This is a genomic window from Mycobacterium sp. 23, assembly GCF_048287075.1.
In the GTDB taxonomy this organism is placed as follows: Bacteria; Actinomycetota; Actinomycetes; order Mycobacteriales; family Mycobacteriaceae; genus Mycobacterium; species Mycobacterium gordonae_B.
On sequence record NZ_JBLVUX010000005.1, the window covers coordinates 1,766,091 to 1,790,789 of the forward strand.

Here is a 24,699-nt window from a genome sequence, read left to right on the forward strand (position 1 = left end):
ACACGGCGCGAGCAGACGCAAAATCGCACATTTCGGTACAAAATAGTGCGATTTTGCGTCTGCTCGCGCCAGCTCGCGCCACCTCGCGCCAGCTCGCGCCACCTCGCGCCACCTCGCGCCACCTCGCGCCAGTTAGGCGGCAGGCTCCTCGGCGAGGGTGTCCGCCAGGTGGTCAGCCAGCGCCCGGGCGGTGTTGTGCGTGGCAATGACCTTCGGGCTCAACCGGATTCCGGTCTCGGTCTCGATATGCGTGCGCATCTCGAGCATGCCCAGTGAGTCCATGCCGTACTCGACGAAGGGCCGGTCGGCGTCCACGGTGCGCCGCAGGATCACCCCGACCTGCTCGGTGATCAGGCGGCGCAGCCGCCCGGCCCACTCATCCCGTGGCACCGTCATCAGCTCGGCGCGGAACTTGCTCGGACCCCGCGTGCTCTGCCCGCTGGACTTGAACATCTCACCGAACGGGCTACGCCGGACCACGTCGTCCAGCCAGGGCGCGCCGATGATCGGGATGTAACCGGTGTAGGCGCGGTCATAACGCAGCAGCGTCTCGAAGGCGTACGCGCCTTCGTCCGGAGCGATCATCAGCTGGCCACCTTCGGCCAGGAAGGTGGCGCGACCGACCTCGGCCCAGGCGCCCCACGCGATGGTCGTGACCGGAAGACCCTGGGCGTGGCGCCAATACGAGAACCCGTCAAGCCAGCTGTTGGCCGCGGCGTAGGCGCCCTGACCGGGCGACCCCAGCAACGCCGCGCCCGAGGAGAACAGGCAGAACCAGTCCAGCGGCTGCCCGAGGGTGGCTTTGTGCAGGCTCCACGTGCCGAAAACCTTTGGTGCCCAGTCCCGGTCGATGATCTCGTCGGTGATGTTGGTCAGCGTGGCATCCTCCACCACCGCCGCCGAGTGCACCACACCGCGCAACGGCAGCCCGGTGGCGGTCGCCGCCTCCACCAGCCGCACCGCGGTGTCCGCTTCGGCGACGTTCCCCAGCTCCACCACGACGTCGGTCCCGGCCCTGCGCAGTCGCTCGATCATCTGACGCGCCTTGGGATTCGGCTGCGAACGTGCCGTCAGCACCAGCCGGCCGCACCCGGCTGCAGCGAGCTTCGAAGCGAAGAACAGGCCGAGGCCGCCCACGCCGCCGGTGATGATGTAGGCGCCGTCGCGGCGGAACACCGGGACCTGATCCGGCGGCACCACCACACTGGCCCGCCCGGTGTGGGGCATGTCCAGCAGCAACTTGCCGGTGTGCTCGGCGTTGCTCATCGCCCGCACCGCGTTCGCCGCCTCGGCCAAGGGGTAGTGCGTGGTCTGCGGCGCCACCAGCACGCCCTCGGCCGTCAGCCTGAACACCGTCTCGAGCAGTTCCCGGACCCGCTCCGGTTGCAGCACCGACATCAGCGCCAGGTCCAGGTAGTAGAACGTCAGGCCACGCCGGAACGGGTACAACCCCAGCCGGGTGTTGCCGTACACATCGGCCTTGCCGATCTCGACGAACCGCCCACCGAAGGCCAGCAGCTCCAGCCCGGCCCGCTGCGCCGCACCGGTCAACGAGTTGAGCACGATGTCGACACCGTAACCACCGGTGTCGCGCCGGATCTGCTCGGCGAACTCGACGCTACGCGAGTCGTAGACATGCTCAATACCCATGTCGCGCAACATCTGTCGTTTTGAGTCGTTGCCGGCGGTGGCGAAGATCTCGGCCCCGGCGTGCCGCGCGATCGCCAGCGCCGCCTGGCCCACGCCACCGGTCGCGGAGTGGATCAGCACCTTGTCGCCGGCCTTGATGCCGGCCAGGTCGTTCAGCCCGTACCACGCGGTGGCGTTCGCGGTGGCCGACGCGATCGCCTGCTCGTCGCTGAGCCCCGCGGGCAGGGTGATGGCCAAGTTCGCGTCGCAGGTCAGATAGGTGCGCCAGCAACCGCCCTCGGAGAAGCCGGCAACGCGGTCACCGACGCGGTGGCCCTCCACGCCTTCGCCCACGGCGGTCACCACGCCGACGAAGTCCATGCCCGGCTGCGGCTCCCGGTCGTCGACGACGGGGAACTTGCCGAACGCGATCAGCACATCGGCGAAGTTGATGGTCGACATCGCGACCGCCACCTCGATCTGACCCGGACCGGGCGAAACACGTTCGCACGCCGCAAGTTCCATCGATTGCAGATCACCCGGGGTGCGGACCAGCAGACGCATGCCGTCCGTCTCGTGGTCGATCACCCTGGTGCGGCGGTCGTCGTGAACCAACGGCGCCGGGCACAGCCGAGCGGTGTACCACTCAGCGCCACGCCATGCGGTCTCGTCCTCCGGCGATCCACTCAGCAGTTGCGCGGCCACCTGCTCACCCTGGGTGTGCTCGTCGACGTCGATCTGCGTGGTGCGCAACAGCTGATGCTCGCTGCCGATCACCCGCAGCAGCCCCCGCAGTCCGGCCTGCTCGAGATTGACGTCGTCGCCCGAACACACCCACTGGGCCTGCCTGGTCACCACGAAGAGTCGGGGCAGTTCCCCTTCCAGCTCGGGCAGTTCCCGGGCCAGGCGCACCAGGTGGCGCACCTGTTCCCGCCCCTGCTCCAGACCACCGTCACCGGGTGCGCTTCCGACCGGACCACACAGGACGACCACCCCGGTGAAGGAGCGCGCGCGCAATTGGGCGCGCAACGGTTCCACGTCGGTCCCGACCGGCAGCTGCAGGCTGAAACATTCCGCGCCTTGGGTTTTCAGCGCATCGTTCAACGAGCCGACCAAGATCTCGGCGGCCTGCGCAGTGTCGATCAGCAGCCACGATCCTGCTTCTTCGGCGTCGACCTCCGGCAGCGTCCGTTGCTGCCACTCGCACGTCAGCAGCCGCTCGCCCAGTACCCGGTCCCGTTCGCCACCGGCGGTGGTGCCGGTGCCCATCCGCAACCCGCGCACCGCCAGCAGTACCGTGCCGTGCTCGTCGAGCACGTCGAGGTCGGCCTCTCCGCCGGTCGCGTCCGCCCTGGTCACCCGGGTGTAGCAGTAACGGGCATCGCGCAGTGGCCCGTAGGCGCGCAGGCTCTGCACACCCAGCGGCAGCAGCAGACCGTCACCGGCGGCACTGCCGACGCCGGCGGCCACCGACTGGAAGCAGGCGTCCAGCAACGCAGGATGCACGTGGTAGGCGGCGTGCTGGAAACGGATCGAGGCCGGCAGCGCGACCTCGGCCAGCACGGTGTTGCCGCCGGATTCCGTGGTGTGCGCGGTGGACAGTCCGCTGAACGCCGGACCGTGCGCGACGCCCCGCTCCACGAATGACTCCCGCAGTTCGGAGCCTTTCACGCTGTGCTGGTGCGCAGCCAGCAGGGCGGCGATGTCGTAGCCGGGCGGTACCGAGTCGTCCTGGGCGGCGCACAGCGATGCGGTGGCGTGCCGGATGGTCTCCCCGTCCTGCGCGGACTCCACCACGAAGCCGACGACCCCGGGTGCCTGCACCGTGGCAACCGCGTCGATCGGGGTCTCCTCGTCGAGCAGCAGCATCTGCTCGAAGACGATGTCGCGCGCTTCCGGAGAGGTTCCGGCCGTGTCGCCGAAGACCTCCGCCGCGGCGGCCAGCGCCATCTCGCAGTACGCGGCGCCGGGCAGCGCCGCCACATTGCGCACCTGGTGCTCCTCGAGCCAGCCCAGGGTCGCGGTGCCGATGTCGGTCTGCCACACGTGCCGTTCCGGCTCCTCGGCCAGCCGGACGTGGGAACCCAGCAGCGGGTGCACGGTGATGGTGCAGCCGCCCTGCGTCCGGCCGTCGCCGCCGTCGGCGTCGATGAACAGATGCCGATGGCTCCACGCGGGTAACGGCGCGTCCACCAACTGCCCGGCGGGGAACAGCACGGAGAAATCGATCGCGGCACCGGCGCTGTGCAGATCGGTCAGGAAGCCCCGAAGCCCTTGCGGCAGCGGCTGTTCCCGACGAATCGCGGCCAGCGCCGCCACCGTCATGTCCAGACTGCGGGCGTTCTGATCCACCGCATGGGTCAGCAGCGGGTGCGGCGACAGCTCGGCGAAAACCCGGAAGCCGTCGTCCAGCGCGGCCTGGATGGCCGCGGCGAACTGCACGGTGTTGCGCAGGTTGTCCACCCAGTAATCGGCGTCGCACACCGGCCGTTCGCGCGGGTCGAACTGGGTGGCCGAGTAGTACGGAACCGTCGGCTCTTTCGGCTCCAGATCGGCCAGCGCGGCGGCTAGTTCGTCGAGGATGGGGTCGACCTGCGGCGAGTGCGATGCCACGTCCACGGCGACCTCGCGCGCCATCACGTCGCGTTGTTCCCAGCGGGCGACGAGGTCGCGCACCTGCTCGGCGGCTCCCCCGATCACCGTGGATTGCGGCGACGCCATCACGGCCACCGCGACATCGTCGATGCCGCGCGCCATCAGCTCCGAATTCACTTGCTTGGCAGGCAGTTCCACCGACGCCATGGCGCCCGAGCCGGCGATGCCGGCCATCAGCCTCGAGCGGCGGCAGATCACCCGGGCACCGTCCTGCAACGACAGCGCGCCGGCGACGACGGCCGCGGCGGTCTCGCCCATCGAGTGCCCGACGACCGCGCCCGGACGCACGCCGTACGCACGCTCCATGGTGGCGGCCAGCGCTACCTGGATGGCGAAGATCGTCGGCTGCACCTTGTCGATCCCGGTCACCGTCTGCGGCGCCGTCATCGCCTCGGTCACCGAGAATCCGGACTCGCGCTGGATGAGCGGCTCCAGTTCGGCCACGGTGGCGGCGAACACGGGTTCACCGGCGAGCAGATCGGCGCCCATCGCCGCCCACTGCGATCCCTGACCGGAGAACACCCACACCGGCCCGCGGTCGTCGTGTGCCACGGCAGCCTGATACAGGGCGTCCTCCCCGTCGGCCACCTCGCGCAACCTCTGGGCGAGTTCGGTCAGTCCGTCGGCCACCACCAGGGTGCGCACCGGCCGGTGTGCCCGCCGCCGCGCCAACGTGTAGCCGAGATCGGCCGGAGTCACCGAATCCGCTTGAGCCTCAACCCATTCGGCTAGGCGCAGCGCGCTCGCACGCAGACCGTCAGCCGACGAGGACGAGACCGCGTACACCAGCGGCCCCTGGGCCGCGGCGGCATCTGGCAGCTCCGGTTCCGGGGCCTGTTCGACGATGGCGTGCACATTGGTGCCCGACATGCCGAACGACGACACCGCGACGCGTCGGGGCCCGTCACCTTCCGGCCACGGCGTGATCGCCTGCGGCACAAAGATTCCCGTTTCGATTGCGGCAAGGTCGTCGGGCAGCCGGTTGAAATGCAGCAGCGGCGGCAGCACGCCGTGCCGCAGCGACAGGATCGCCTTGATCAGTCCGACCGCGCCGGCCGCCGACTCGCTGTGGCCCATATTGCTCTTGACCGACCCCAGCGCGCAGCGGCTGCCGTCGGTGCCGTAAACCCGGGTGAGTCCGCGGTATTCGATCGGGTCACCGACCGGGGTGCCGGTACCGTGCGCCTCCACCGCGCCGATCGAGTCAGCGGCGACGCCCGCCGCCGCCAGGGCCTTGTGGTACACCGCGACCTGCGCGTCCTCCGACGGCATGGTCAGCGTCTCGGACCGGCCGTCCTGGTTGGTCGCCGTCCCGCGCACCACGGCCAGGATGCGGTCGCCGTCGCGCAACGCATCGGGCAGCCGCTTGAGCAGCACCATGGCGCAGCCTTCGGACCGCACGAATCCGTCCGCGTCCACGTCGAAGGAATGACAGCGACCGGTTGCCGAGAGCATGCCCTGCGCGGATGTCGCCACGCTGCCGTCCGGCTCCAGCAGGACCGCGCAACCGCCGGCCAGCGCGAGATCGCTCTCGCCTTCGTGCAGGCTGCGACAGGCCAGGTGTACGGCCATCAGACCCGAGGAGCACGCGGTGTCGAAGGTCATCGCGGGACCGTGCAGGCCCAGCGCGTGGGAGATGCGCCCGGAGGCCACGCTGTTGTTCAGTCCGGTCACCGCGTACGGGCTGGCCAGAGCGCCGGAACCCTTGGTGAGCAGCAGGTAGTCCTCGTGCGTCAGGCCGGTGAACACCGCCGTCGCGGACCCGGCCAGCGACGCCGGATCCAGACCGGCGTGCTCGATCGTCTCCCACGCGGTCTCGAGCAGGAGCCGGTGTTGCGGGTCGATCGAGGTCGCCTCCCGCTCACTGATCCCGAAGAACTCGGCGTCGAAGCCGGCCACATCGTCGATGAAACCGCCCCACCGCGAGACCGTGCGGCCGGGAACCCCGGGCTCCGGGTCGTAGTAGGCGTCGGCGTCCCAGCGGTCGGCGGGAATCTCGGTGACCAGGTCGTCGCCGCGCAACACCGATTCCCACAGCTTCTCGGGCGAGTCGATCCCGCCGGGCAACCGACAGCCCATACCGATCACCGCAATGGGGGTGAAGCGTGTTTCCATCGCTCTACGACCTCGTCTCAGCTCAACCGGCGCGGACCCGACGCAGCACCGGATAGGGGTACGGGCAGCGGAATAGTGCAGCACCGGTCTGGCAAACCCCCGGGCTGACGGGACCTCGACACCGTCTTGGCTGCCGAGCTTAGACGCCGCAGCCGCCGTGAGTGCTTAAACTCAGCCAATTCCCAGGTGACAGCGTTGCCCGGGACCCTGACCAGCACCGATTGCAGCCGGTTCGGCGGGGATTGCCGGCCGGGCCGCCCCGTCGATCCGATTCGGCGCCTGCACCTGCGGCGCGCCGGTACCGTCTTGCCTATGAATGCGCGTTCCCTCCCAGCTGTGCTGCGCACCTGGGCCCGGATCCAACCGAATGACCCGGCTTTCACCTACATCGATTACGACCGGGACTGGGACGGCGTACCGACGACCCTGACGTGGGCACAGCTGTACCGGCGCACCCTCAACGTCGCGAGGGAGCTGAACCGCGTCGGTTCGACGGGTGACCGCGCGGTGATCCTGGCGCCGCAAGGCCTGGATTACATTGTGGCGTTCCTCGGCGCGATGCAGGCCGGGCGCATCGCCGTTCCCCTGTCGGTGCCGCAGGGCGGTGCCAGCGACGAGCGCGTCGATTCGGTGCTGCGCGATGCCTCTCCGGTCGCCGTCCTCACCACGTCCCCCGTCATCGACGATGTGGCCCGGCGCGTCTCGGCCCAGGACAGTGCCTCGCCCGCCCCGTCGATCATCGAGATCGACCGGCTGGACCTGGACTCTCCCAACCGGTCTGGCGCCGAAGACCATCCGGCCACCGCGTACCTGCAGTACACCTCCGGATCGACACGTGAGCCCGCCGGCGTCGTCATCACCCACGACAATCTGCGGATCAACTTCGAACAGCTGATGGCCGGCTACTTCGCCGCGGACGATGGGGGCGTGCCACCGCCCGGGGTCACCATCGTGTCGTGGCTGCCCTTCTATCACGACATGGGTCTGGTCGGCGGAATCTGTACGCCGATCCTGGCGGGATTCTCCGCGGTGGTCACCAGCCCGGTCGCATTTTTGCAGCGGCCGGCGCGCTGGATGCACATGCTGGCCGACAATTCCCGGGCCTTCTCGGCGGCGCCGAACTTCGCCTATGAAGTGGCCGCACGCAAGGTCTCCGACGAGGACATGGCGGGGCGCGATCTGGGCGACGTGCACACCATCCTCAGCGGAAGTGAACGGGTACAGCCGGCCGCCCTCAAACGCTTCACCGATCGCTTCGCGCGCTTCAATCTCCAACACAAGGTGGTCCGGCCGTCATACGGGCTCGCGGAGGCGACGGTCTTCGTGGCGACGGGCAGCCCCAGTGAGCCGCCGGAGCTGGTCAACTTCGACTCCGCGAAACTGGCTGCCGGGCAGGCGGTCCGGTGCCCCGCCGGCAGCGGCACACCGCTGGTGAGCTACCTCATACCGGATGCGCCCGAGGTGCGGATCGTCGACCCCGAGACCTGCACCGAGTGTCCCGAGGGGACGGTCGGTGAGATCTGGGTGCACGGCCCCAACGTCGCCACCGGCTATTGGGAGCGGCCGCAGGAGAGCGAGAGTACCTTCGGCGCAAAAATTTTCAATCCCGCTGACGGCACGCCCGAAGGTCCGTGGCTGCGGACGGGAGACTCGGGATTCTTCTCCGAAGGCAAGATGTTCATCATCGCCCGGATCAAGGACCTGCTGATCGTCTACGGGCGCAACCACTCTCCCGACGACATCGAGGCGACCATCCAGGAGATCACCCGTGGCCGGTGCGCGGCCATCGCGGTGCCGGGCGAGCGCAGCACCGAGAAACTGGTCGCCATCATCGAACTGCGCAAGCGCGGTGAATCCGACCGGGAGGTGATGGACCGGCTGGGCGAGATCAAGCGGGAAGTCAACTCGGCGTTGTCGAATTCGCATGGTCTGAGCGCCGCGGATCTGGTCCTGGTGCCGCCGGGCTCAATCCCGATCACCACCAGCGGCAAGGTCAGACGGGCGGCCTGTGTCGAGCAGTATCGGCAGGACAAGTTCGCCCGCTTGGACGTTTAGCATCATCGTGTCGAGGCCGCTCACCAAGCTTGTCGTCGTCCTGGCGTGGGTCGCGGTGGCGGTGGCCGCGAACGTCATCACGCTCGCCATGGCCGGCACTTCGTCGCCGCCCTCCGACGGGCCGATTGCCACCGCCAACAGCCATATCGCGCAAGCGTTTCCGGGTACCGGCACCGACGCGATCGCCTACCTGGTGCTGGACGGCCGTGATCCGCTGGGAGACGCCGACCGGCAGTACTACGACGACGCCGTGCGCGCCCTGCGCGGCGACACCGCCCATGTGGGATCGGTCCTGGACTGGTGGTCGGACCCGTTGATGGCTCCGTTGGGAACCAGTCCCGACGGGCGGACGGGGTCCGCGGTGATCTGGTTGCGAGGCCAGGCCGGTACCGCCAAGGCCGCCGAATCTCTCGACGCGGCGCGCTCGTTGGTGCGCAAGTTGCCGCCGAACGCGGGACTACGCGCCCGCATCACCGTGCCCGCCGCCGCGCGCGGCACCGGGCTGCGGCTGGCGCCGTGGCAGGCGGCGCTGATCGTGGCTGCGGCCCTGCTGGTCGCCGCGCTGTTCCTGCTGCGGTCAGGGCTTTCGTCGGTTGTGATCGTGACACTGACCGCCGCGCTGTCCGTGGCGGTCGCATGGCCGTTGGCGGCGTTGGTCGGGTTGTTCTGCTGGACGGTGGCCTCCGTGCTGATGACCGGGGCGATAGCCGCGTCCGCGCTGCTGCTCACCGCGGCCGAGCGGGACGGCTACCGCGCGATGCTGCCCGTATTGGCGGCGCCGGCGGCGGGAGTCACGCTGCTCACCGCCCCACTGCTGCTCGCGCAGACCCCTGGGGTGCACGCCGTCGGCCTGGCCGCGCTGGGTGTCGTTGTCGCACTTGCTGCTTCGTTGACGTTGCTGCCGGCGTTGTCGACGAAGTCCGCAGCGCCGCCGGCCCGTTCGTGGGCGCTGCCGGCGCCGGTGCGTCGTGCGGTCCGCAATCCTGTCGTCGCCGTCGCGCTGGTATCGGCCGTCTGCGCCTTGCCCGTCCTCGGAATACATTGGGGCGTAGGCGATGTCCCGGCCCGGGCCGGCAAGCAGTTCACGGCGGACAACCGCCTGCCCGATGTCGTCGTGGTCAGATCCAGCCACGACCTGCGCGACCCGGCCGGGCTCATCGCCATCGACGCCGTCAGCCGGCGGCTGATGGAGATCCCCGGTGTCCGCAAGGTGCAGTCGGCGGCCTGGCCGGCCGGCGTTCCGTGGACGGACGCCTCGCTGAGTTCGGCAGCGGGCAGGCTCAGCGATCAGCTGGATCGTCAGGCCGCCTCGTTCGTGCCGCAGGTCACCGCGGTCAAGACCCTGGGTTCGGTGCTGGACCAGGTCTCGGGTTCGGTCAATGAGCTCGAAGCGAGCGTGAGCGCAGGCGTGGGCGGGCTCGCCCAGTTGCAGCAAGCCATCAACTCGGTGGTGTCCGGCACCCGGAATATCAAGGACACCGCCGCCGAGGTCTCCGGCTACCTCGACCCGGTACGCGGCTGGATGGGCGGCGTCCAGGATTGTGCCGCGGACATGCTGTGCTCGGCCGCCCGGAAGGCGATCGACCCGTTCGATCGGGTGATCGCCGACGTCACGGTGCTTTCCGACGGCGCTACCCGGTTGGCGGCGGGGTCGGCGCGCACGACCAACGCCCTGGCCGGGACGCCACGCGCGGTGGCCGAAATGCGGTCGGCGCTCACTCAGCTGCGCTCATTCGTTCCGACACTGCAGACGACCATCGAGACCACCATTCCCCAGGTCGTTCAGTTGTCGGCGTTCCTGAAGAACCTCAGCATCGACTTCGCCGACACCGGCGCGGGCGGGTTCTACCTGCCGCGCAAGGCGCTCGCCGATCCGTCCTACCAGCACGTACGTCAGACCATGTTCTCCGCCGACGGCACCGCCGCCCGGCTGCTGGTGTATTCCGACCAGACCGTTCTGGACCTGTCCGCGGCGTCGCGCGTGGGCCAGATCGAAAGCGCGGTCGGCAACGCGACCAAGTACGGCAGCCTTCTCGACAGCGAGGTCGCCGTCGCCGGGGGGGCGGCGATGGCCGCGGCGGCCCGGGGCGCGCTGGAGCACGACGCGATTCTGCTCGCCTTGACGGTCGTGACGGTTGCGGCCCTGGCCGGCATGTGGCGCGGGGTGGGCGCCGGATTGGCGGTCGCGCTGGGGTTGGTGGGTTCCGCTCTGGCCGGCCTCGGAGTGACCGTTGCGGTGTGGCAGTACCTGTTGCACGGTTCGGTGGACGCCTCCGGCGTGCCGGCGGCATTCGCCGTTCTGGTGGCGTGCGGCGCGCCGTGCCTGGTCGCCGCGCTGGTGCCGATCCGGCGCGTCATGGCGCCGCTCGCGGCGGCCGGCGGGGCCTTCGGCGCCGTTCTGATGCTGTTCGGTTCGTCGTGGGCGGTGGCTCAGATCGGCACTGTTGTCCTGGTAGGACTGGTGCTGCTGACGGCGATGGCGCGACTAATCGACGTTGACCGGCTCGTTCCACTTGGACAGGGTGACCTGAACCGAGCCTGATCCCAGGTCGACGCTCGCCCGGACCAGGCGATGCGATCCGTCCTGCGCGATCCACACGGTCGCCGGCCTGGACTGCCTGGCACCGGGATCGATGATCTTGACGGTGTCGGCCGGCAGAGTTCCGTTGATCTTGTTGGTGTTGATTCCGTCGATCACCTCGGTGCCCTGCGCTTGCAGATTGGTGATGCCGGAGAGCATTTTCGCCACGCCGTTGGCGGGATCCAGCAGTCGGGTGGCCGAGAGGTCCGACACGGAACCGAGGTTGGTCCAGTCGTCGAACAACTTGACCGAGATGGCGTCGTCCTTGATCCGGAACGGGACGTCAGCCTGGCCGTTGTAGGTACACGAACCTTTGGCGGTGAGCGGGTTGGCGCGGACGTCGACGTCGGCATTGGTGATGCCGAGCATGCTGTCGACCTGACCATTGGTTCGGACCGACAGATGCGCGCTGGTCAGCGCCTTGGTCGCGTCCACCGACTGCCGGATGTCGGCCATCAGGGGCGAATCGGTGGTCGTGCCGGTGGTGGGTGGGCCCTCGGATTCCTTTGGGGCAGAAGCGCATCCGGCCAGCAAGAGCACGGTGACCGTCAGCATCGCAGCCGATGCCGCAGACATCTTCACGCGTAATTTCATCGTTTCCTCGTCTCAGCTGCGCCGGTGTGCGGAGCCTCACTCCCGGCGCACGAACCGCCAAGCTTAGTGGCCTGCGCCGACCCGGAGGCCGGAAGCCGGGATTCCGCGGCCCGCCCGCGATTGACATATACCCCCTCGGGGTATATGTTCCGGGTACTGAACCGAAGGATCGGAGTTCTTGATGGCAGACAAAGCCCTCGGCGCCCTCGGGCATGCCCTGGCACTGACCGGTTCGATGACGTGGGAGATCCTGTGGGCGCTGATCCTGGGATTCGCACTGTCCGCGGTCGTACAGGCGGTGGTGCGTCGCTCGACAATCGTCGGACTGCTGGGCGACGACCGGCCCCGGACCCTGGCCGTCGCGGCCGGACTTGGTGCGGCATCGTCGTCGTGCTCCTATGCCGCGGTGGCGCTGGCCAGGTCGCTGTTTCGTAAGGGCGCCAACTTCACCGCCGCCATGGCGTTCGAGATCGGCTCCACCAACCTGGTGGTGGAGTTGGGCATCATCTTGGCGCTGCTGATGGGCTGGCAGTTCACCGCTGCCGAGTTCGTCGGCGGGCCGCTGATGATCATCGTCCTGGCGCTGCTGTTCCGGCTGTTCGTGCGCCAGCGGCTGATCGACGCCGCACGCGAGGAAGCCGAGAAAGGCGTGGCCGGCTCGATGGAAGGCCATGCGGCCATGGACATGTCGATCCAGGGTGACGGTTCGTTCTGGAGCCGGCTGATCTCCGGGCGGGGGTTCACGTCGGTGTCGCACGTGTTCGTCATGGAGTGGCTGGCGATTTTGCGTGACCTGGTCATCGGGTTGCTCATCGCGGGCGCAATCGCGGCGTGGGTGCCCGAAACCTTCTGGCAGGAATTCTTTTTGACCAATCACCCGACCTGGTCGGTGGTGTGGGGGCCGATTGTCGGGCCGTTCGTGGCGATCGTGTCGTTTGTCTGCTCGATCGGCAACGTGCCACTCGCCGCGGTGTTGTGGAACGGCGGCATCAGCTTCGGCGGGGTCATTGCGTTCATCTTCGCCGACCTGCTGATCCTGCCGATCCTGAACATCTACCGTAAGTACTACGGCACCCGGATGATGCTGACACTGCTCGGCACCTTTTACGCCGCGATGGTGGTAGCCGGTTATCTGGTCGAATTGATCTTCGGCACAGCGGGTCTCATTCCCAGTCAGCGCAATGCCATGGTGATGTCGGCCGGGATCACCTGGAATTACACGACCTGGCTGAACATCATCTTCCTGGTGATCGCCGCGATGCTGGTGGCCCGGTTCTTCACCTCGGGCGGGATGCCCATGCTGCGCATGATGGGTGGCTCGCCCGAGGCCGAGCATGGGCACGGCGGGCACGGCGGGCACGGGGCGGGGTGCCACTGAGTCACCCCGCCTCGGGTGACTGAGTCAGCCTGATTACCGACCGTTCCCAGGTGTCACATCAGTAACTTGAGATGAGTGGCACCAGGTTCTGAAAAGTGATATCGCCGGTGATATCAACACCTTTCGGCGCTGGCGGCGATCCGGACTTGTCGGTGGTCCTTCGTAGAATTGCGGCATGGCATCGAGTACGCGCGAGGAGATCGTGGAGGTCTTCGACGCGTCCGACGAGGTGCAGGACCGGCTGTGCGCGTTGAGCTTTGACGCGCTGACCACCCCCGAGCTGCTGCGGGCCCTCGAGCGCGAGGAACGCCGGGAACGCCGCTCGCGGTCGGTACGTCACGCCCTGATCAACCAGCTCAACACCCAAGCCACCGAGGAAGAACTCGGCGGCAAACTCCCCGCCGCACTCGCCGACCGACTGCGCATCACCAAAGCCGACGCCAACCGGCGCATCGCCGAAGCCGACGACCTCGGCGAACGACGGGCGTTGACAGGCGAACCATTAGGGCCACTGTTGGGCGCGACCGCGGCCGCCCAACGCGAAGGTCTGATCGGTGACGCGCACATCAAAGTGATCCGCAACTTCATCGCCCACCTGCCCACCACCATCGACGTTGACACCTGGGAAGCCGCCGAAAAAGACCTGGCCGGCAAGGCCTGTGACTTTCGCCCCGACCAGGTCGCCAAATACGCCCACGAACTCATGACGCTGCTGCACCCCGACGGCGACTACACCGAAGAAGAACGCGCCCGCAAACGCGGCCTGACCCTGGGCCCCCAGGAATACGACGGCATGTCGCGCATCAGCGGCCTGATCACCCCCGAACTACGGGCACTGCTCGAAGCCGCCTGGGCCAAACTCGCCGCCCCCGGCGCCGGCGTCCCGGACGGGGACACCGACACCCGCAGCCAACCTCAACGCAACCACGATGCGATGGTCACCGCGATCCGGGAGCTGTTCGCCTCCGGCGAGCTGGGCACCCACAACGGCCTACCCGTCAGCATCATCGTCACCACCACCCTCAAAGATCTCGAAGCCGGGGCCGGCCGGGCCCGCACCGGCGGCGGCACCCGCATCCCCCTGCCCACCCTGATCGGCTGGGCCGCCACCGCCCACCACTATCTGGCGGTCTTCGACGGCGCCAAACCCCTGGCCCTGTTCCACGCCAAGCGCTTCGCCAACCTGGCCCAGCGACTGATGCTGCTGGCCAAAGACGGCGGCTGCACCCGGCCGGGCTGCGACGTCCCCGGCTACCACACCCAGGTGCACCATGCCAGCGGCTGGACGAACACCCACGTCACCGACATCCACGACCTCACCCTCGCCTGCGGTCCGGATAATCGCCTGGCCGAAAAAGGCTGGACCACCCGCAAAAACGCCAAAAGTGACACCGAATGGCTACCGCCCGCCCACTTGGACCACGGGCAACCGCGCATCAACACCTTCCACCACCCCGAAAAACTCTTCGCACCCGACGACGACGAAGACGATCCATAGCTGCCGAGATGCCCACCCGCAGCGGTATCGTGGCCTGCGGAAATTCACGGCGAAAGGGACCTGGGTGTCAAAACCGAACGAGCCCGCCGACATTGGACGGTTGTTGCTGCGCTGCAGCGACCGACCGGGAATCATTGCCGCGGTAAGCACTTTCCTCACGCAGGCCGGGGCCAACATCATCTCGCTGGACCAGCATTCGACGGCGCCGGAGGGCGGAACTTTCCTGCAACGGGCGATCTTTCACCTGCCGGGCCTGACCGCTGCCATCGACGGGTTAGAACGCGAGTTCGCCGCTGCCGTAGCCGAAAAGTTCGGAATCGACTACCGGTTCACCGAGGCCGCCAAACCCAAGCGGGTGGCCATCATGGCCTCCAAGGACGACCACTGCCTGCTGGACCTGTTGTGGCGCAACCGCCGTGGCGAACTGCAGATGTCCATCTCCATGGTGATCGCGAATCACCCCGACCTGGCTGAGCAGGTCCGTCCGTTCGGGGTGCCGTTCTTCCATATTCCCGCCACCCGTGACACGCGTGCCGAGGCGGAGCAGCGGCAGCTGCAATTACTCAGCGGCAACGTGGATCTGGTGGTCCTCGCCCGCTACATGCAGATCCTGACTCCGGGGTTTCTGTCGGGTGTCGGGTGTCCGCTGATCAACATCCATCACTCGTTCCTGCCCGCCTTCATCGGAGCGGCGCCCTACAAGCGCGCCCGGGAACGCGGCGTCAAACTCGTCGGTGCCACCGCGCACTACGTCACCGAGGTTCTCGACGAGGGCCCGATCATCGAACAGGACGTGGTGCGGGTCAGTCACACCGACACCGTCGAAGACCTGGTGCGCGTCGGGGCCGACGTGGAACGCGCGGTGCTGTCGCGTGCGGTGTTGTGGCACTGCCAGGACCGCGTCATCGTGCACAACAACCAGACCATCGTCTTCTAGGCTTGGGCGGTGTCCAGCGCCGTGTTGCCGAATCGCGCCCCCAGTGCCGTCCATGCATCGGCATACTCCCCCGGCGATTTACGGTATGCCGCTTGCCGTTTGATGAACTGGCGGGCCAACGGAACGACGAGCCTTCGCGGATAACGCCTCCAACCGGTCTGCGCGCGCATCTCGGCCAGCATGTCCGGCCACGAATGGTGCTGAAACTGCAATGCCTTCTGCGCCGCCACCACATCCATCCAGTCGGCGTTGGGGAACCAGCCGGTATCGTCGTCGGGGTCACCGGGCCGTCCTTGCGGCATCAGACCGGGCATGCCCTGGGCAGCCGCCATCGCTGCCGCGATATCCCCCTGCCGCAGCAGGTGCGAATCGTCGCCTCCAATCAGAAATATTTCGCCGACGACGTCGTCGCGAGCTGCGGCCGCGAACGCCGCTGCCACATCGCGCGTATCGACGGAATGCACGCGACCGTCCGACGGCAGCGCACTGCTGAAATACATTATGTCGCGGGTTACCGGCATGGCCCTCGGGTCGGTGCTCAGTACGCCCCCGAGCCGCAGCACCACCCAATCCAGATTCGAAGACCGAACGAGTTGCTCGGCTTCGAGTTTGTGGCCGCCATACAGTTCGCACGGCCGAATCGGAGTGTCCAACGTGATCAACTCGGGATGACGGTGGGGATTTCGGGAGCCGTATATCGCGGTGCTGGACGCATGCAGGAAGCGGGGCGGGTTCGGTTGATCCGTCGCGGCCTGAACCAATGCAGCTGTGGCACCGACGTTCAGCTTGCGCGCGAAACCGGCATCGCGATACACCAGCGGCGGAATCACCGCCGCCAGATGGACTATCACGTCCGGCGACACCTCGGAAACTACCGTCCGCACCTGCGCGGGGTCGGTCAGGTCGGTCCACCGCGTTTCAACCCGCGGCGGCAGCTCGTCGTAGGCTCTGCGATGCGCCGTGGCGACCACCTGCCACCCGTCGGCCGCGAATCGTCTGACCGTGTCAGTACCCACCAGACCGAAAGCACCGGTGATCAGCACGGTTCCCGACATGACAGTCCTCGATCCCGTCAAGCAACTCTGCGCAGGACGGTAACGCAACCGGTGACCGGTGCGCTATACCCGGCCCTGTCGGTGCCGAGTGCGATGATCGGTTCGTGCAGGGTTACGACATCATCGGCGACATCCACGGCTGTGCTTCCGCTCTGCAGACACTGCTGATCGAGCTCGGGTACGAAGGTGGGGACGGCGTCTTCCGGCATCCGCAGCGCCAGGCGATCTTCGTCGGCGACCTGGTCGACCGCGGCAGCGAGCAACTGCGCGTCCTCGAAATCGTCAAGGCCATGGTCGACGACGGCAGCGCTCAAATCGTCATGGGCAACCACGAATTCAACGCGATCGGGTACGCGACCGAGCATCCGTCCGGCAGTGGGCGCCACTTGCGGGAACACAGCGACAAGAACACCCGCCAGCATCAGCAGTTCCTCGACCAGCTCACCGACGACCAGCGGGCCCACTACGTGGCCTGGTTCGCGACCCTCCCGCTGTGGCTCGACCTCGGCGATCTGCGCGTGGTACACGCCTGCTGGCACGACGAGTCGATGAAAACAGTTGAACGACAACTTGGTTCGCACCGTTTCGACGCCGCACACCAGTTCGTCGACGCCGCCACCAAAGGCCACGAACTCTACGAGGCCGTCGAAGTGCTACTCAAGGGTCCCGAGATCAGCCTCACGGCCCGCGACCTGCCACCCTTTAAGGACAAGGACAATCACCTCCGCGGCAGTGCGCGAATCCGCTGGTGGGACGGCAACGCCACCACGGTGCGCCAAATCGCGGAGATCGCAGACACTTTCACCGCTGCAGACGGCACGCCCTACCCCGACCTGCCGGACATCGAGGTCTCACCCGAAGAGCGCTCCTACACCTACACGCAGACGGTACCGGCGTTCTACGGCCACTACTGGCGCAACGGCAGCCCGCAACACGCCCGAGACTGGACGGCGCACTGCGCCTGCGTGGACTTCAGCGCGGCGAAGGGCGGCAAATTGACCGCCTACCGTTGGTCCGGCGAAACTACCATCCGAGCCGAGAACTATTGGCAGTGCGGCGCCTAACGCTGGGCTATCCGCTCCCGCATGCGGCGGTTGACCGGCTCGGGCAGTAGCTCGGTCACGTCGCCGCCCAGCATCGCGACCTCTTTCGCCAGCGACGACGAGACGAACGAGTACCGCGGCGCGGTCGCGACAAAGAACGTGTCCACCCCGGCCACATGCTTGTTCATCTGCGCCATCTGCAGCTCGTATTCGAAATCGGTTCCGGTGCGCAGACCCTTCACGATCGCGTTCATCCCCACGGACCGGACGAAGTCGACCACCAACCCCTGGCCGGATTCCACCCGCAGGTTGGGCAGGTGCGCCGTCGACTCCTCGATCATCGCGATCCGCTCGTCGAGGTCGAACATGCCCTTCTTGGCCGGGTTGACCAGGATCGCGACCACTACCTCGTCGAACTGGGCGGCGGCGCGCTCGAAGACGTCGATGTGGCCCAACGTCACGGGGTCGAAGGACCCGGGGCATACCGCGCCGCTCATAACCGATGACGCTAGCAGGGCAGGTCACTCATGCTCGGCCAGCTCCAGACGAGTGTCGCCGTAAACCCGCTCCGGCCACACCGACCAGCCCGGCGGCCAGGTCAGCGGCGCGCTGCCGACGCCGCGCTCCACCACCGCGACGGTCCCCTCCCGCACCCAGCCATGGGTGCCCAACGCGGCCAGAACCGCGTCGACATCGGCGGTTTCGGTGTCGTATGGCGGGTCGGCCAGCACCAGGTCAACCGGTGACGCCGCCCCCGCCGCCAGGACGGCGGCCACCGGGCCACGGCGCACCACCGCGCCGGGCAGACCGACGGCGGTGACGTTGCGCGCCAGGACGGCCGCGGTGCGCTGGTCGGATTCCACGAACACCGCCGACGCGGCCCCGCGCGACAGTGCCTCCAGGCCCAGTGCGCCGGAGCCCGCGTAGAGATCGAGCACGGCCAGGCCGGTCAGGTCCAGGCGCGCCGAGAGGATGTTGAACAGCGACTCGCGCACCCGATCGGTGGTCGGCCTCGTCCCGCGCGGCGGAACCGTGAGCCGCCGGCCCCCGGCGACGCCCCCGATGAGCCTAGGCATCTGCGCCGCTCCTCTCCCCCGCAAGCGGGCGGTGCCCCCACATCGCTAACGCTCTGCATCGTCGCCGACGCGTCAGCGCAGCACCACCAGCAGGTCTCCACCTTCCACCTGCGCGGTGCTCGACAGCACGACGCGTTCCACGGTGCCGTCGTGCGGCGCGGTGATCGGGGCTTCCATCTTCATCGCCTCGATAGTGGCGATGGTCTGCCCGGCGCTCACCTCGTCGCCGTCGGACACGCTGACGGTGACCACCCCGCCGAACGGCGCCGCTACATGATTCGGGTTGCCGCGGTCGGCTTTCTCGGCGGCCGGTACCGCACTGGCGATACTCCGGTCGCGCACCAGCACCGGCCGCAGTTGGCCGTTGATGATGCACATGACGGTCCGCATGGCGCGCTCGTCGGGTTCCGAGATCGCCTCGAGCCCGATCAACAACTCCACGCCGCGCTCCAGCTTCACCCGGTGCTCTTCGCCTTGGCGCAGGCCGTAGAAGAACTGGTTGGCGGACAACTGCGAAGTATCGCCGTAGATATCCCGGTGTTCCTCGAAATCCTTTGTCGGGCCCGGAAACAGCAGTCGGTTCAGCGTCGCCTGCCGTTTCGGGCCGGGTGCGGACAGCGCGTTCTCGTCATCGGCCGTCAGCTCGGGCGCCGGCTTGGCCGGCGCCCGACCGGCCAGCGCCTTCTCACGCAGCGGCTCCGGCCAGCCACCCACCGGATCGCCCAGCTCGCCGCGCAGGAAACCGAGCACCGAGTCGGGGATGTCGAAACGGGATGGCTCCGAGGCGAATTCGTCGGCGGACAGGCCCGAACCGACCAGCGCCAGCGCCAGGTCGCCGACCACCTTCGACGACGGCGTCACCTTGATCAGCCGTCCCAGCACCCGGTCGGCCCCCGCGTACGCCTCTTCGATCTCCTCGAACCGGTCACCGAGCCCCAGCGCGATCGCCTGCTGGCGCAGGTTCGACAACTGGCCACCCGGAATCTCGTGGTGGTAGACCCGCCCGGTCGGGCCCGGAAGCCCAGACTCGAAGGGCGCGTACACCTTTCGCAACGCCTCCCAGTACGGCTCCAGCGCGCACACCGCCTCCAGCGACAAGCCGGTGTCATAGTCGGTGTGCGCCGCCGCGGCGACGATCGAACTCAGCGACGGCTGACTGGTGGTGCCCGCCATCGGCGCGGCCGCCCCGTCGACCGCGTCGGCCCCCGCCTGCCAGGCCGCCACATAACTGCCGAGCTGGCCGCCGGGCGTGTCGTGGGTATGCACGTGCACGGGCAGGTCAAACCGGCTGCGCAAAGCGCTGACCAGGGTGTGCGCGGCCGGTGCCCGCAGCAGGCCGGCCATGTCCTTGATGGCCAGCACATGCGCGCCGGCCTCCACGATGCTCTCGGCCAAGCGCAGGTAGTAGTCGAGGGTGTACAGCCGCTCCCCCGGATCGGACAGGTCGCCGGTGTAGCACATCGCGACTTCGGCTATCGCGGAACCGGTTTCGCGTACCGCATCGATGGCCGGGCGCATCGAGTCCAGATTGTTGAGCGCGTCGAAAATGCGGAAGATGTCGATGCCGGTGGCAGTTGCCTCCTCGATGAAGGCCGACGTGACGATCTCCGGATACGGCGTGTATCCCACGGTGTTGCGGCCCCGCAACAGCATCTGCAGGCAGATGTTGGGGATCGTTTCGCGCAGGGCGGCCAACCGCTCCCACGGGTCCTCTTTCAGGAAACGCAGCGCCACGTCGTACGTCGCACCGCCCCAGCACTCCACCGACAGCAGTTGCGGCGTGGTCCGCGCGAGATGCGGTGCCACCATCAGCAATCCGCTGGTGCGTACCCGGGTCGCCAGCAGCGACTGGTGGGCGTCACGGAACGTCGTGTCGGTCACCCCGACGGCCGGTGACTCCCGCAGCCATCGGGCGAACCCCTCCGGGCCGAGCTCGACCAGCCGTTGCTTGGAACCGGCCGGCGGCGGGGTGTCCCGGTCGATATCGGGCAGCTTGTCCTGCGGGTACACCTTCGACGGCCGGGTGCCGTGCGGTTTGTTGACGGTGACGTCGGCCAGATAGTTGAGGATCTTGGTGCCGCGGTCCGCCGAGGTGCGCGCGGTCAGTAGGTGCGGCCGGTCATCGATGAACGACGTGGTGACGCGACCGGCCTGGAAGTCCGGGTCGTCCAGAACCGCTTGCAGGAAAGGGATATTCGTCGACACCCCGCGAATCCGGAACTCCGCCATGGCGCGTCGTGCCCGGTTGACCGCGGTCTGGAAATCCCGGCCCCGGCAGGTGAGCTTGACCAGCATGGAATCGAAGTGCGCGCTGATCTCCGCACCCAGGTTGGTGCTGCCGTCCAGCCGGATGCCGGCCCCGCCGGGGGTGCGCAGGGCGCTGATCCGGCCGGTGTCCGGGCGGAAACCGTTGGCCGGATCCTCGGTGGTGATGCGGCACTGCAGGGCGGCACCGTGCGGCCGCACGGCATCCTGGGTCAGGCCGAGGTCTTCGAGCGTCTCGCCGGAGGCGATGCGCAGCTGGCTGGAGACCAGGTCGACATCGGTGATCTCCTCGGTGACGGTGTGCTCCACCTGAATCCGCGGATTCATCTCGATGAAGACGTAGTCGCCGCTCTCGTCGAGCAGGAATTCGACGGTGCCCGCGCAGCTGTAACCGATGTGGCGGGCGAAGGCGACCGCGTCCGCGCACATCTTGTCGCGCAGTTCCGGCGACAGGTTCGGCGCCGGTGCCAGCTCGATCACCTTCTGGTGGCGCCGCTGCACGCTGCAGTCGCGCTCGTAGAGGTGGATCACGTTGCCGTGCGTGTCGGCCAGGATCTGCACCTCGATGTGGCGCGGACGCAACACCGCCTGCTCCAGGTACACCGTCGGGTCACCGAACGCCGACTCGGCTTCCCGGCTGGCGGCTTCGATCGCCTCGGGCAGCGCCCCGCTGTCGGTGACGCGGCGCATCCCACGGCCGCCGCCGCCGGCAACGGCCTTGACGAACAACGGAAACCGCATAGCTTCAGAGGCCGCCACCAGTTCGTCCACCGACGACGACGGCGCCGACGACTCCAGCACCGGCAGGCCCGCCTCCCGTGCGGCCGCGATGGCCCGGGACTTATTTCCGGTCAGCTCAAGCACTTCCGCGCCCGGGCCGACGAAAGCGATACCGGCTGCCGCGCACGACGCGGCCAGATCCGGGTTCTCCGAGAGGAATCCGTAGCCCGGGTAAACCGCGTCCGCTCCGCAGCGGCGGGCCGTCTCGACGATCTCGTCCACCGACAGGTACGCGCGCACCGGGTGCCCTACCTCACCGATCTGATAGGACTCGTCGGCCTTGAGCCGGTGCAGTGAGTTGCGGTCTTCGTAGGAGTAGACGGCGACGGTGCCGACGCCGAGTTCGTAAGCGGCGCGGAACGCCCGGATCGCGATCTCGCCGCGATTGGCCACCAGCACTTTGGAGATCACCCTTGACCCCTAACTCAGATGAGTGTTGACCAATAGTTCCAGAAGCGGACCAGGATCAGCAGGAAGACCGCGGTGAACCAGAACGTGACGAACGACCACCGCCACCCGAACAGGAACCGCAACAGGCCGCGGTCGTCCAGCGTCGGACGGAGCAGGATGGACGCGACCACCACCAACAGCGTGATGGTCATCGCCCACACCACCATGCAGTACGGACACAGGGCCCCGATCCGGTACAGGCTCTGGAAGATCAGCCAGTGCACGAACACCGCACCGATCGCCAGCCCAACCTCCAGGCCGGTCCAAAACCACCGGGGCAGTGGCACTTTCGCTACCGCCAGCACCCCGGTGACCACCACCACGGTGAAGCCCGCGATGCCGACCAGGGGGTTGGGGAAGCCGAGCACCGACGCCTGTTTGGTCACCATCACCGAGCCGCACGACAAGATCGGGTTGATGTTGCAGGTCGGCACGTACGCGGCGTTGCGCAGCAGCTCGATCTTTTCCACGGTCAGCGTGATCGAGGAGAGCAGGCCGATCACGCCGCCGATCAACACCCACCACGCGCTCAGCACGGGCACACCCGTGCCCGTCGGTTTCAGTTCGCCGGATTCCTCGGCGACAACGTCGACTGACATCGGTTAGGTCTTCGACGCTGCCGAAGCCTCGTCCATGCCGGGGATGTTCCCGACGATGTCCCTGATCTTGGCGACCAGGGCCTCGGGTGTCGACGGATCGTATTCCTCGCCGTTGATCCGGACCGTCGGGGTGGCGCGGATGTTGCTGGCCGCTGCCAGGCCGGTGACCTTCGAGATGTACTTGCCACTGTTGATGCAGTCCGGCACCGTGCCCGCCGCACCAGCCTCGCGGGCGATCTCGATCAGTCGCGCATTGTCGGGGAATTTCGTGCCGGTCTCTTCGGGCTGGATGTCCTTGCTGTACAGCGCCGAATGGAACCGGCGGAACGCTTCGATGGACTCGTCGGCCACGCAGTAAGCGGCGGCCGCGGCCCGCGAGGAGTAGTTCTGGGTTCGCGGGCTGTCAAGAATCGTGACCATGGAGTAGTCCGCGGCGATGGCGCCGATGTCGATCAGCTTGGAGACCGTGGGCCCGAAGCCACGCTCGAAGTTGCCGCACGCCGGACACAGAAAGTCCTCGTAGAAGGCGACCAGGGCTTTCGGCTTGCCGTTATCGCTGACCAGCTTGCTGGAGGTGACGCGGACGGCGCCCTCTCCGCTGACCGGGGTCTTCTTGTGATTGTTCGTCACGATGTAGAAGACCAGGACGACGGCGAAGATCACCACGATCGCGGTGCCGCCGATCTGGATGAGCCTGCCGAACTTGCCGTCACCGGACTTCAGGTCGAGTCGGGCGGGGCGCTTGGGTTTGTCGGCCACGAGATCCTCACGTTTCGTTGACTTACCCGCAGTCGGGCGCCTCTAGACTACCGACGGCACTGGTGAGGCGGGTCAGCACCGGCTCAGGTGCGCCCGCAACGCCGAAATCAATTCGGTCGTCGCCACGGCGCTGTCGCCCCCCAGCTGGAAAAGATTGGCGAACCCGTGCGTCAACGACCCCATGTAGCGCAGGTCGACGTCGGTGCCGGCCGCCCGCAGGGCCGTGGCATAGTCCACGCCCTCGTCGCGCAACGGGTCGAATCCGGCAACGGCGATCAGCGCGGGCGCCAGCCCGGACAGCGATTCGGCCAGCGCCGGCGACAGCCGCGGATCGGTGGTGTCGATGCCGGAACCGCGCAGGTATTGCGCCTGGAACCAGTCCATGTCGCGCTTGGTCAGCAGGAATCCGCGCGCGAACAGGCTCATCGAGCGGGTCTTGACCGTGAAATCGGTGCGCGGGTAGATCAGCCACTGCAGCACCGGGACCGGGCCGCCGGCGTCGCGGGCCAGCTGGCTGACGACGGCTGCCAGGTTCCCGCCCGCACTGTCGCCACCGACGGCGACCAGCCCGGGAGCGGCGCCGAGTTGGGCGGCGTTCTCGCAGGCCCACTGAAAAGCGGCGTAGGCGTCTTCGATCGCGGCCGGCGCCGGATGCTCCGGCGCCAGGCGGTAGTCGATGGACAACACGTGGGCACCCGCGTCGCGGCAGGTCAACCGGCACAGCGCGTCGTGGGTGTCCAGGTCACCGATGACCCATCCGCCGCCGTGGTAGAAGACCAGCAGGGGCGCGTTGTCGCCGTTGGGCGGACGGTAATGCCTGGCCCGGATCTCGCCGGCCGGTCCGGGCAGCGAGATCTCGGTGACCTCGACGTGGATCTGCGGTCCGGGGAGCGCCACCATGCTGTCGTGCATCAGGGTCCGGGAGGATCCCGGGTCGTCGTCGACCACCAGGCCGTCGATACCGGCGGCGCGCATGCCGGTCAGCATCAGCTGCAGCGTCGGGTCGAGGGTGTTGCCGTCGATGATCACCGAGCGGCCCCGCGTCAGCAGCCGTTTCGCGGCGGACGGGATCCACGGAATGACTTTCATGCCAGTGGTGGTGATGGTGTTCTGCACGCGTGTCAACCACCCGGTCGGCGCATCCGTTGCCCCGGGATGGAGGTCTTGCGTGCCTGGCAGACTTTTGGTCATGGGCCGCTCCCTACAAGAACTTTCGTGACGCTAGACGAC

15 protein-coding genes are annotated in these 24,699 nt (G+C 67.8%); 6 read left to right on the forward strand and 9 right to left on the reverse strand.

Going from position 1 to position 24,699, the window contains the following annotated elements; all coding sequences use genetic code 11:
• Nucleotides 1-132: 132 nt before the first annotated feature.
• The gene (pks2, locus tag ACNQS7_RS09080) at nt 133-6,399 is read right to left on the reverse strand and encodes a sulfolipid-1 biosynthesis phthioceranic/hydroxyphthioceranic acid synthase (protein ID WP_418012295.1); all 6,267 of its coding nucleotides are present in this window, start codon (nt 6,397-6,399) and stop codon (nt 133-135) included.
• 312 nt (nt 6,400-6,711) lie between these two features.
• On the opposite strand from pks2, the gene ACNQS7_RS09085 reads away from it, so the two are divergent.
• Nucleotides 6,712-8,454 carry an AMP-binding protein gene (locus ACNQS7_RS09085; RefSeq protein WP_418012296.1) on the forward strand — a complete coding sequence of 581 codons (1,743 nt, stop codon included), beginning with the start codon at nt 6,712-6,714 and terminating at the stop codon, nt 8,452-8,454.
• Nucleotides 8,455-8,461: 7 nt separating this feature from the next.
• Nucleotides 8,462-10,996 (forward strand): MMPL family transporter, encoded by a 2,535-nt coding sequence (locus ACNQS7_RS09090; RefSeq protein ID WP_418012297.1) that lies wholly within the window; start codon nt 8,462-8,464, stop codon nt 10,994-10,996.
• Here the strand turns inward: ACNQS7_RS09090 and ACNQS7_RS09095 are convergent.
• Nucleotides 10,940-11,629 carry an LppX_LprAFG lipoprotein gene (locus ACNQS7_RS09095; RefSeq protein ID WP_418012298.1) on the reverse strand — a complete coding sequence of 230 codons (690 nt, stop codon included), beginning with the start codon at nt 11,627-11,629 and terminating at the stop codon, nt 10,940-10,942. The two genes, ACNQS7_RS09090 and ACNQS7_RS09095, sit on opposite strands and share 57 nt — an antisense overlap.
• A gap of 181 nt (nt 11,630-11,810) precedes the next feature.
• Here ACNQS7_RS09095 and ACNQS7_RS09100 point away from each other — a divergent pair, with 181 nt between their 5' ends.
• From ACNQS7_RS09100 to purU, 3 genes are all read left to right on the forward strand, one after another.
• A complete protein-coding gene (locus tag ACNQS7_RS09100) occupies nt 11,811-13,007 on the forward strand; it encodes a permease (RefSeq protein WP_418012299.1) in 1,197 nt (398 codons plus the stop codon).
• 175 nt (nt 13,008-13,182) lie between these two features.
• Nucleotides 13,183-14,505, forward strand: coding sequence for an HNH endonuclease signature motif containing protein (locus ACNQS7_RS09105; protein ID WP_418012300.1), 1,323 nt, complete (start codon nt 13,183-13,185; stop codon nt 14,503-14,505).
• 64 nt (nt 14,506-14,569) lie between these two features.
• Complete coding sequence (purU, locus tag ACNQS7_RS09110) at nt 14,570-15,442, forward strand: formyltetrahydrofolate deformylase (protein ID WP_418012301.1); 873 nt, start codon at nt 14,570-14,572, stop codon at nt 15,440-15,442.
• Here purU and ACNQS7_RS09115 read toward each other — a convergent pair.
• Nucleotides 15,439-16,497: an NAD-dependent epimerase/dehydratase family protein gene (locus ACNQS7_RS09115; RefSeq protein WP_418012302.1), complete on the reverse strand. Its 1,059-nt coding sequence runs from the start codon at nt 16,495-16,497 to the stop codon at nt 15,439-15,441. The two genes, purU and ACNQS7_RS09115, sit on opposite strands and share 4 nt — an antisense overlap.
• 104 nt (nt 16,498-16,601) lie before the next feature.
• On the opposite strand from ACNQS7_RS09115, the gene ACNQS7_RS09120 reads away from it, so the two are divergent.
• On the forward strand, nt 16,602-17,561 hold the full coding sequence (locus tag ACNQS7_RS09120; RefSeq protein WP_418012303.1) for a metallophosphoesterase: 960 nt from the start codon (nt 16,602-16,604) through the stop codon (nt 17,559-17,561).
• Here ACNQS7_RS09120 and coaD read toward each other — a convergent pair.
• The 6 genes from coaD to ACNQS7_RS09150 all read right to left on the reverse strand — a co-directional run bounded on the left by coaD (nt 17,558) and on the right by ACNQS7_RS09150 (nt 24,660).
• Complete coding sequence (coaD, locus tag ACNQS7_RS09125) at nt 17,558-18,037, reverse strand: pantetheine-phosphate adenylyltransferase (protein ID WP_310785327.1); 480 nt, start codon at nt 18,035-18,037, stop codon at nt 17,558-17,560. The genes ACNQS7_RS09120 and coaD overlap by 4 nt on opposite strands.
• Before the next feature lie 24 nt (nt 18,038-18,061).
• Nucleotides 18,062-18,616 carry a 16S rRNA (guanine(966)-N(2))-methyltransferase RsmD gene (rsmD, locus tag ACNQS7_RS09130; protein ID WP_418012304.1) on the reverse strand — a complete coding sequence of 185 codons (555 nt, stop codon included), beginning with the start codon at nt 18,614-18,616 and terminating at the stop codon, nt 18,062-18,064.
• 72 nt (nt 18,617-18,688) lie between these two features.
• Nucleotides 18,689-22,072, reverse strand: coding sequence for a pyruvate carboxylase (locus ACNQS7_RS09135; RefSeq protein WP_418012305.1), 3,384 nt, complete (start codon nt 22,070-22,072; stop codon nt 18,689-18,691).
• A 14-nt stretch (nt 22,073-22,086) separates the two neighbouring features.
• The gene (locus tag ACNQS7_RS09140; protein WP_418012306.1) at nt 22,087-22,710 is read right to left on the reverse strand and encodes a vitamin K epoxide reductase family protein; all 624 of its coding nucleotides are present in this window, start codon (nt 22,708-22,710) and stop codon (nt 22,087-22,089) included.
• 3 nt (nt 22,711-22,713) lie between these two features.
• The gene (locus tag ACNQS7_RS09145; protein ID WP_418012307.1) at nt 22,714-23,469 is read right to left on the reverse strand and encodes a DsbA family protein; all 756 of its coding nucleotides are present in this window, start codon (nt 23,467-23,469) and stop codon (nt 22,714-22,716) included.
• A gap of 72 nt (nt 23,470-23,541) precedes the next feature.
• Nucleotides 23,542-24,660, reverse strand: a complete 1,119-nt coding sequence (locus tag ACNQS7_RS09150; RefSeq protein ID WP_418012308.1) for an alpha/beta hydrolase — start codon at nt 24,658-24,660, stop codon at nt 23,542-23,544.
• Nucleotides 24,661-24,699: the final 39 nt, after the last annotated feature.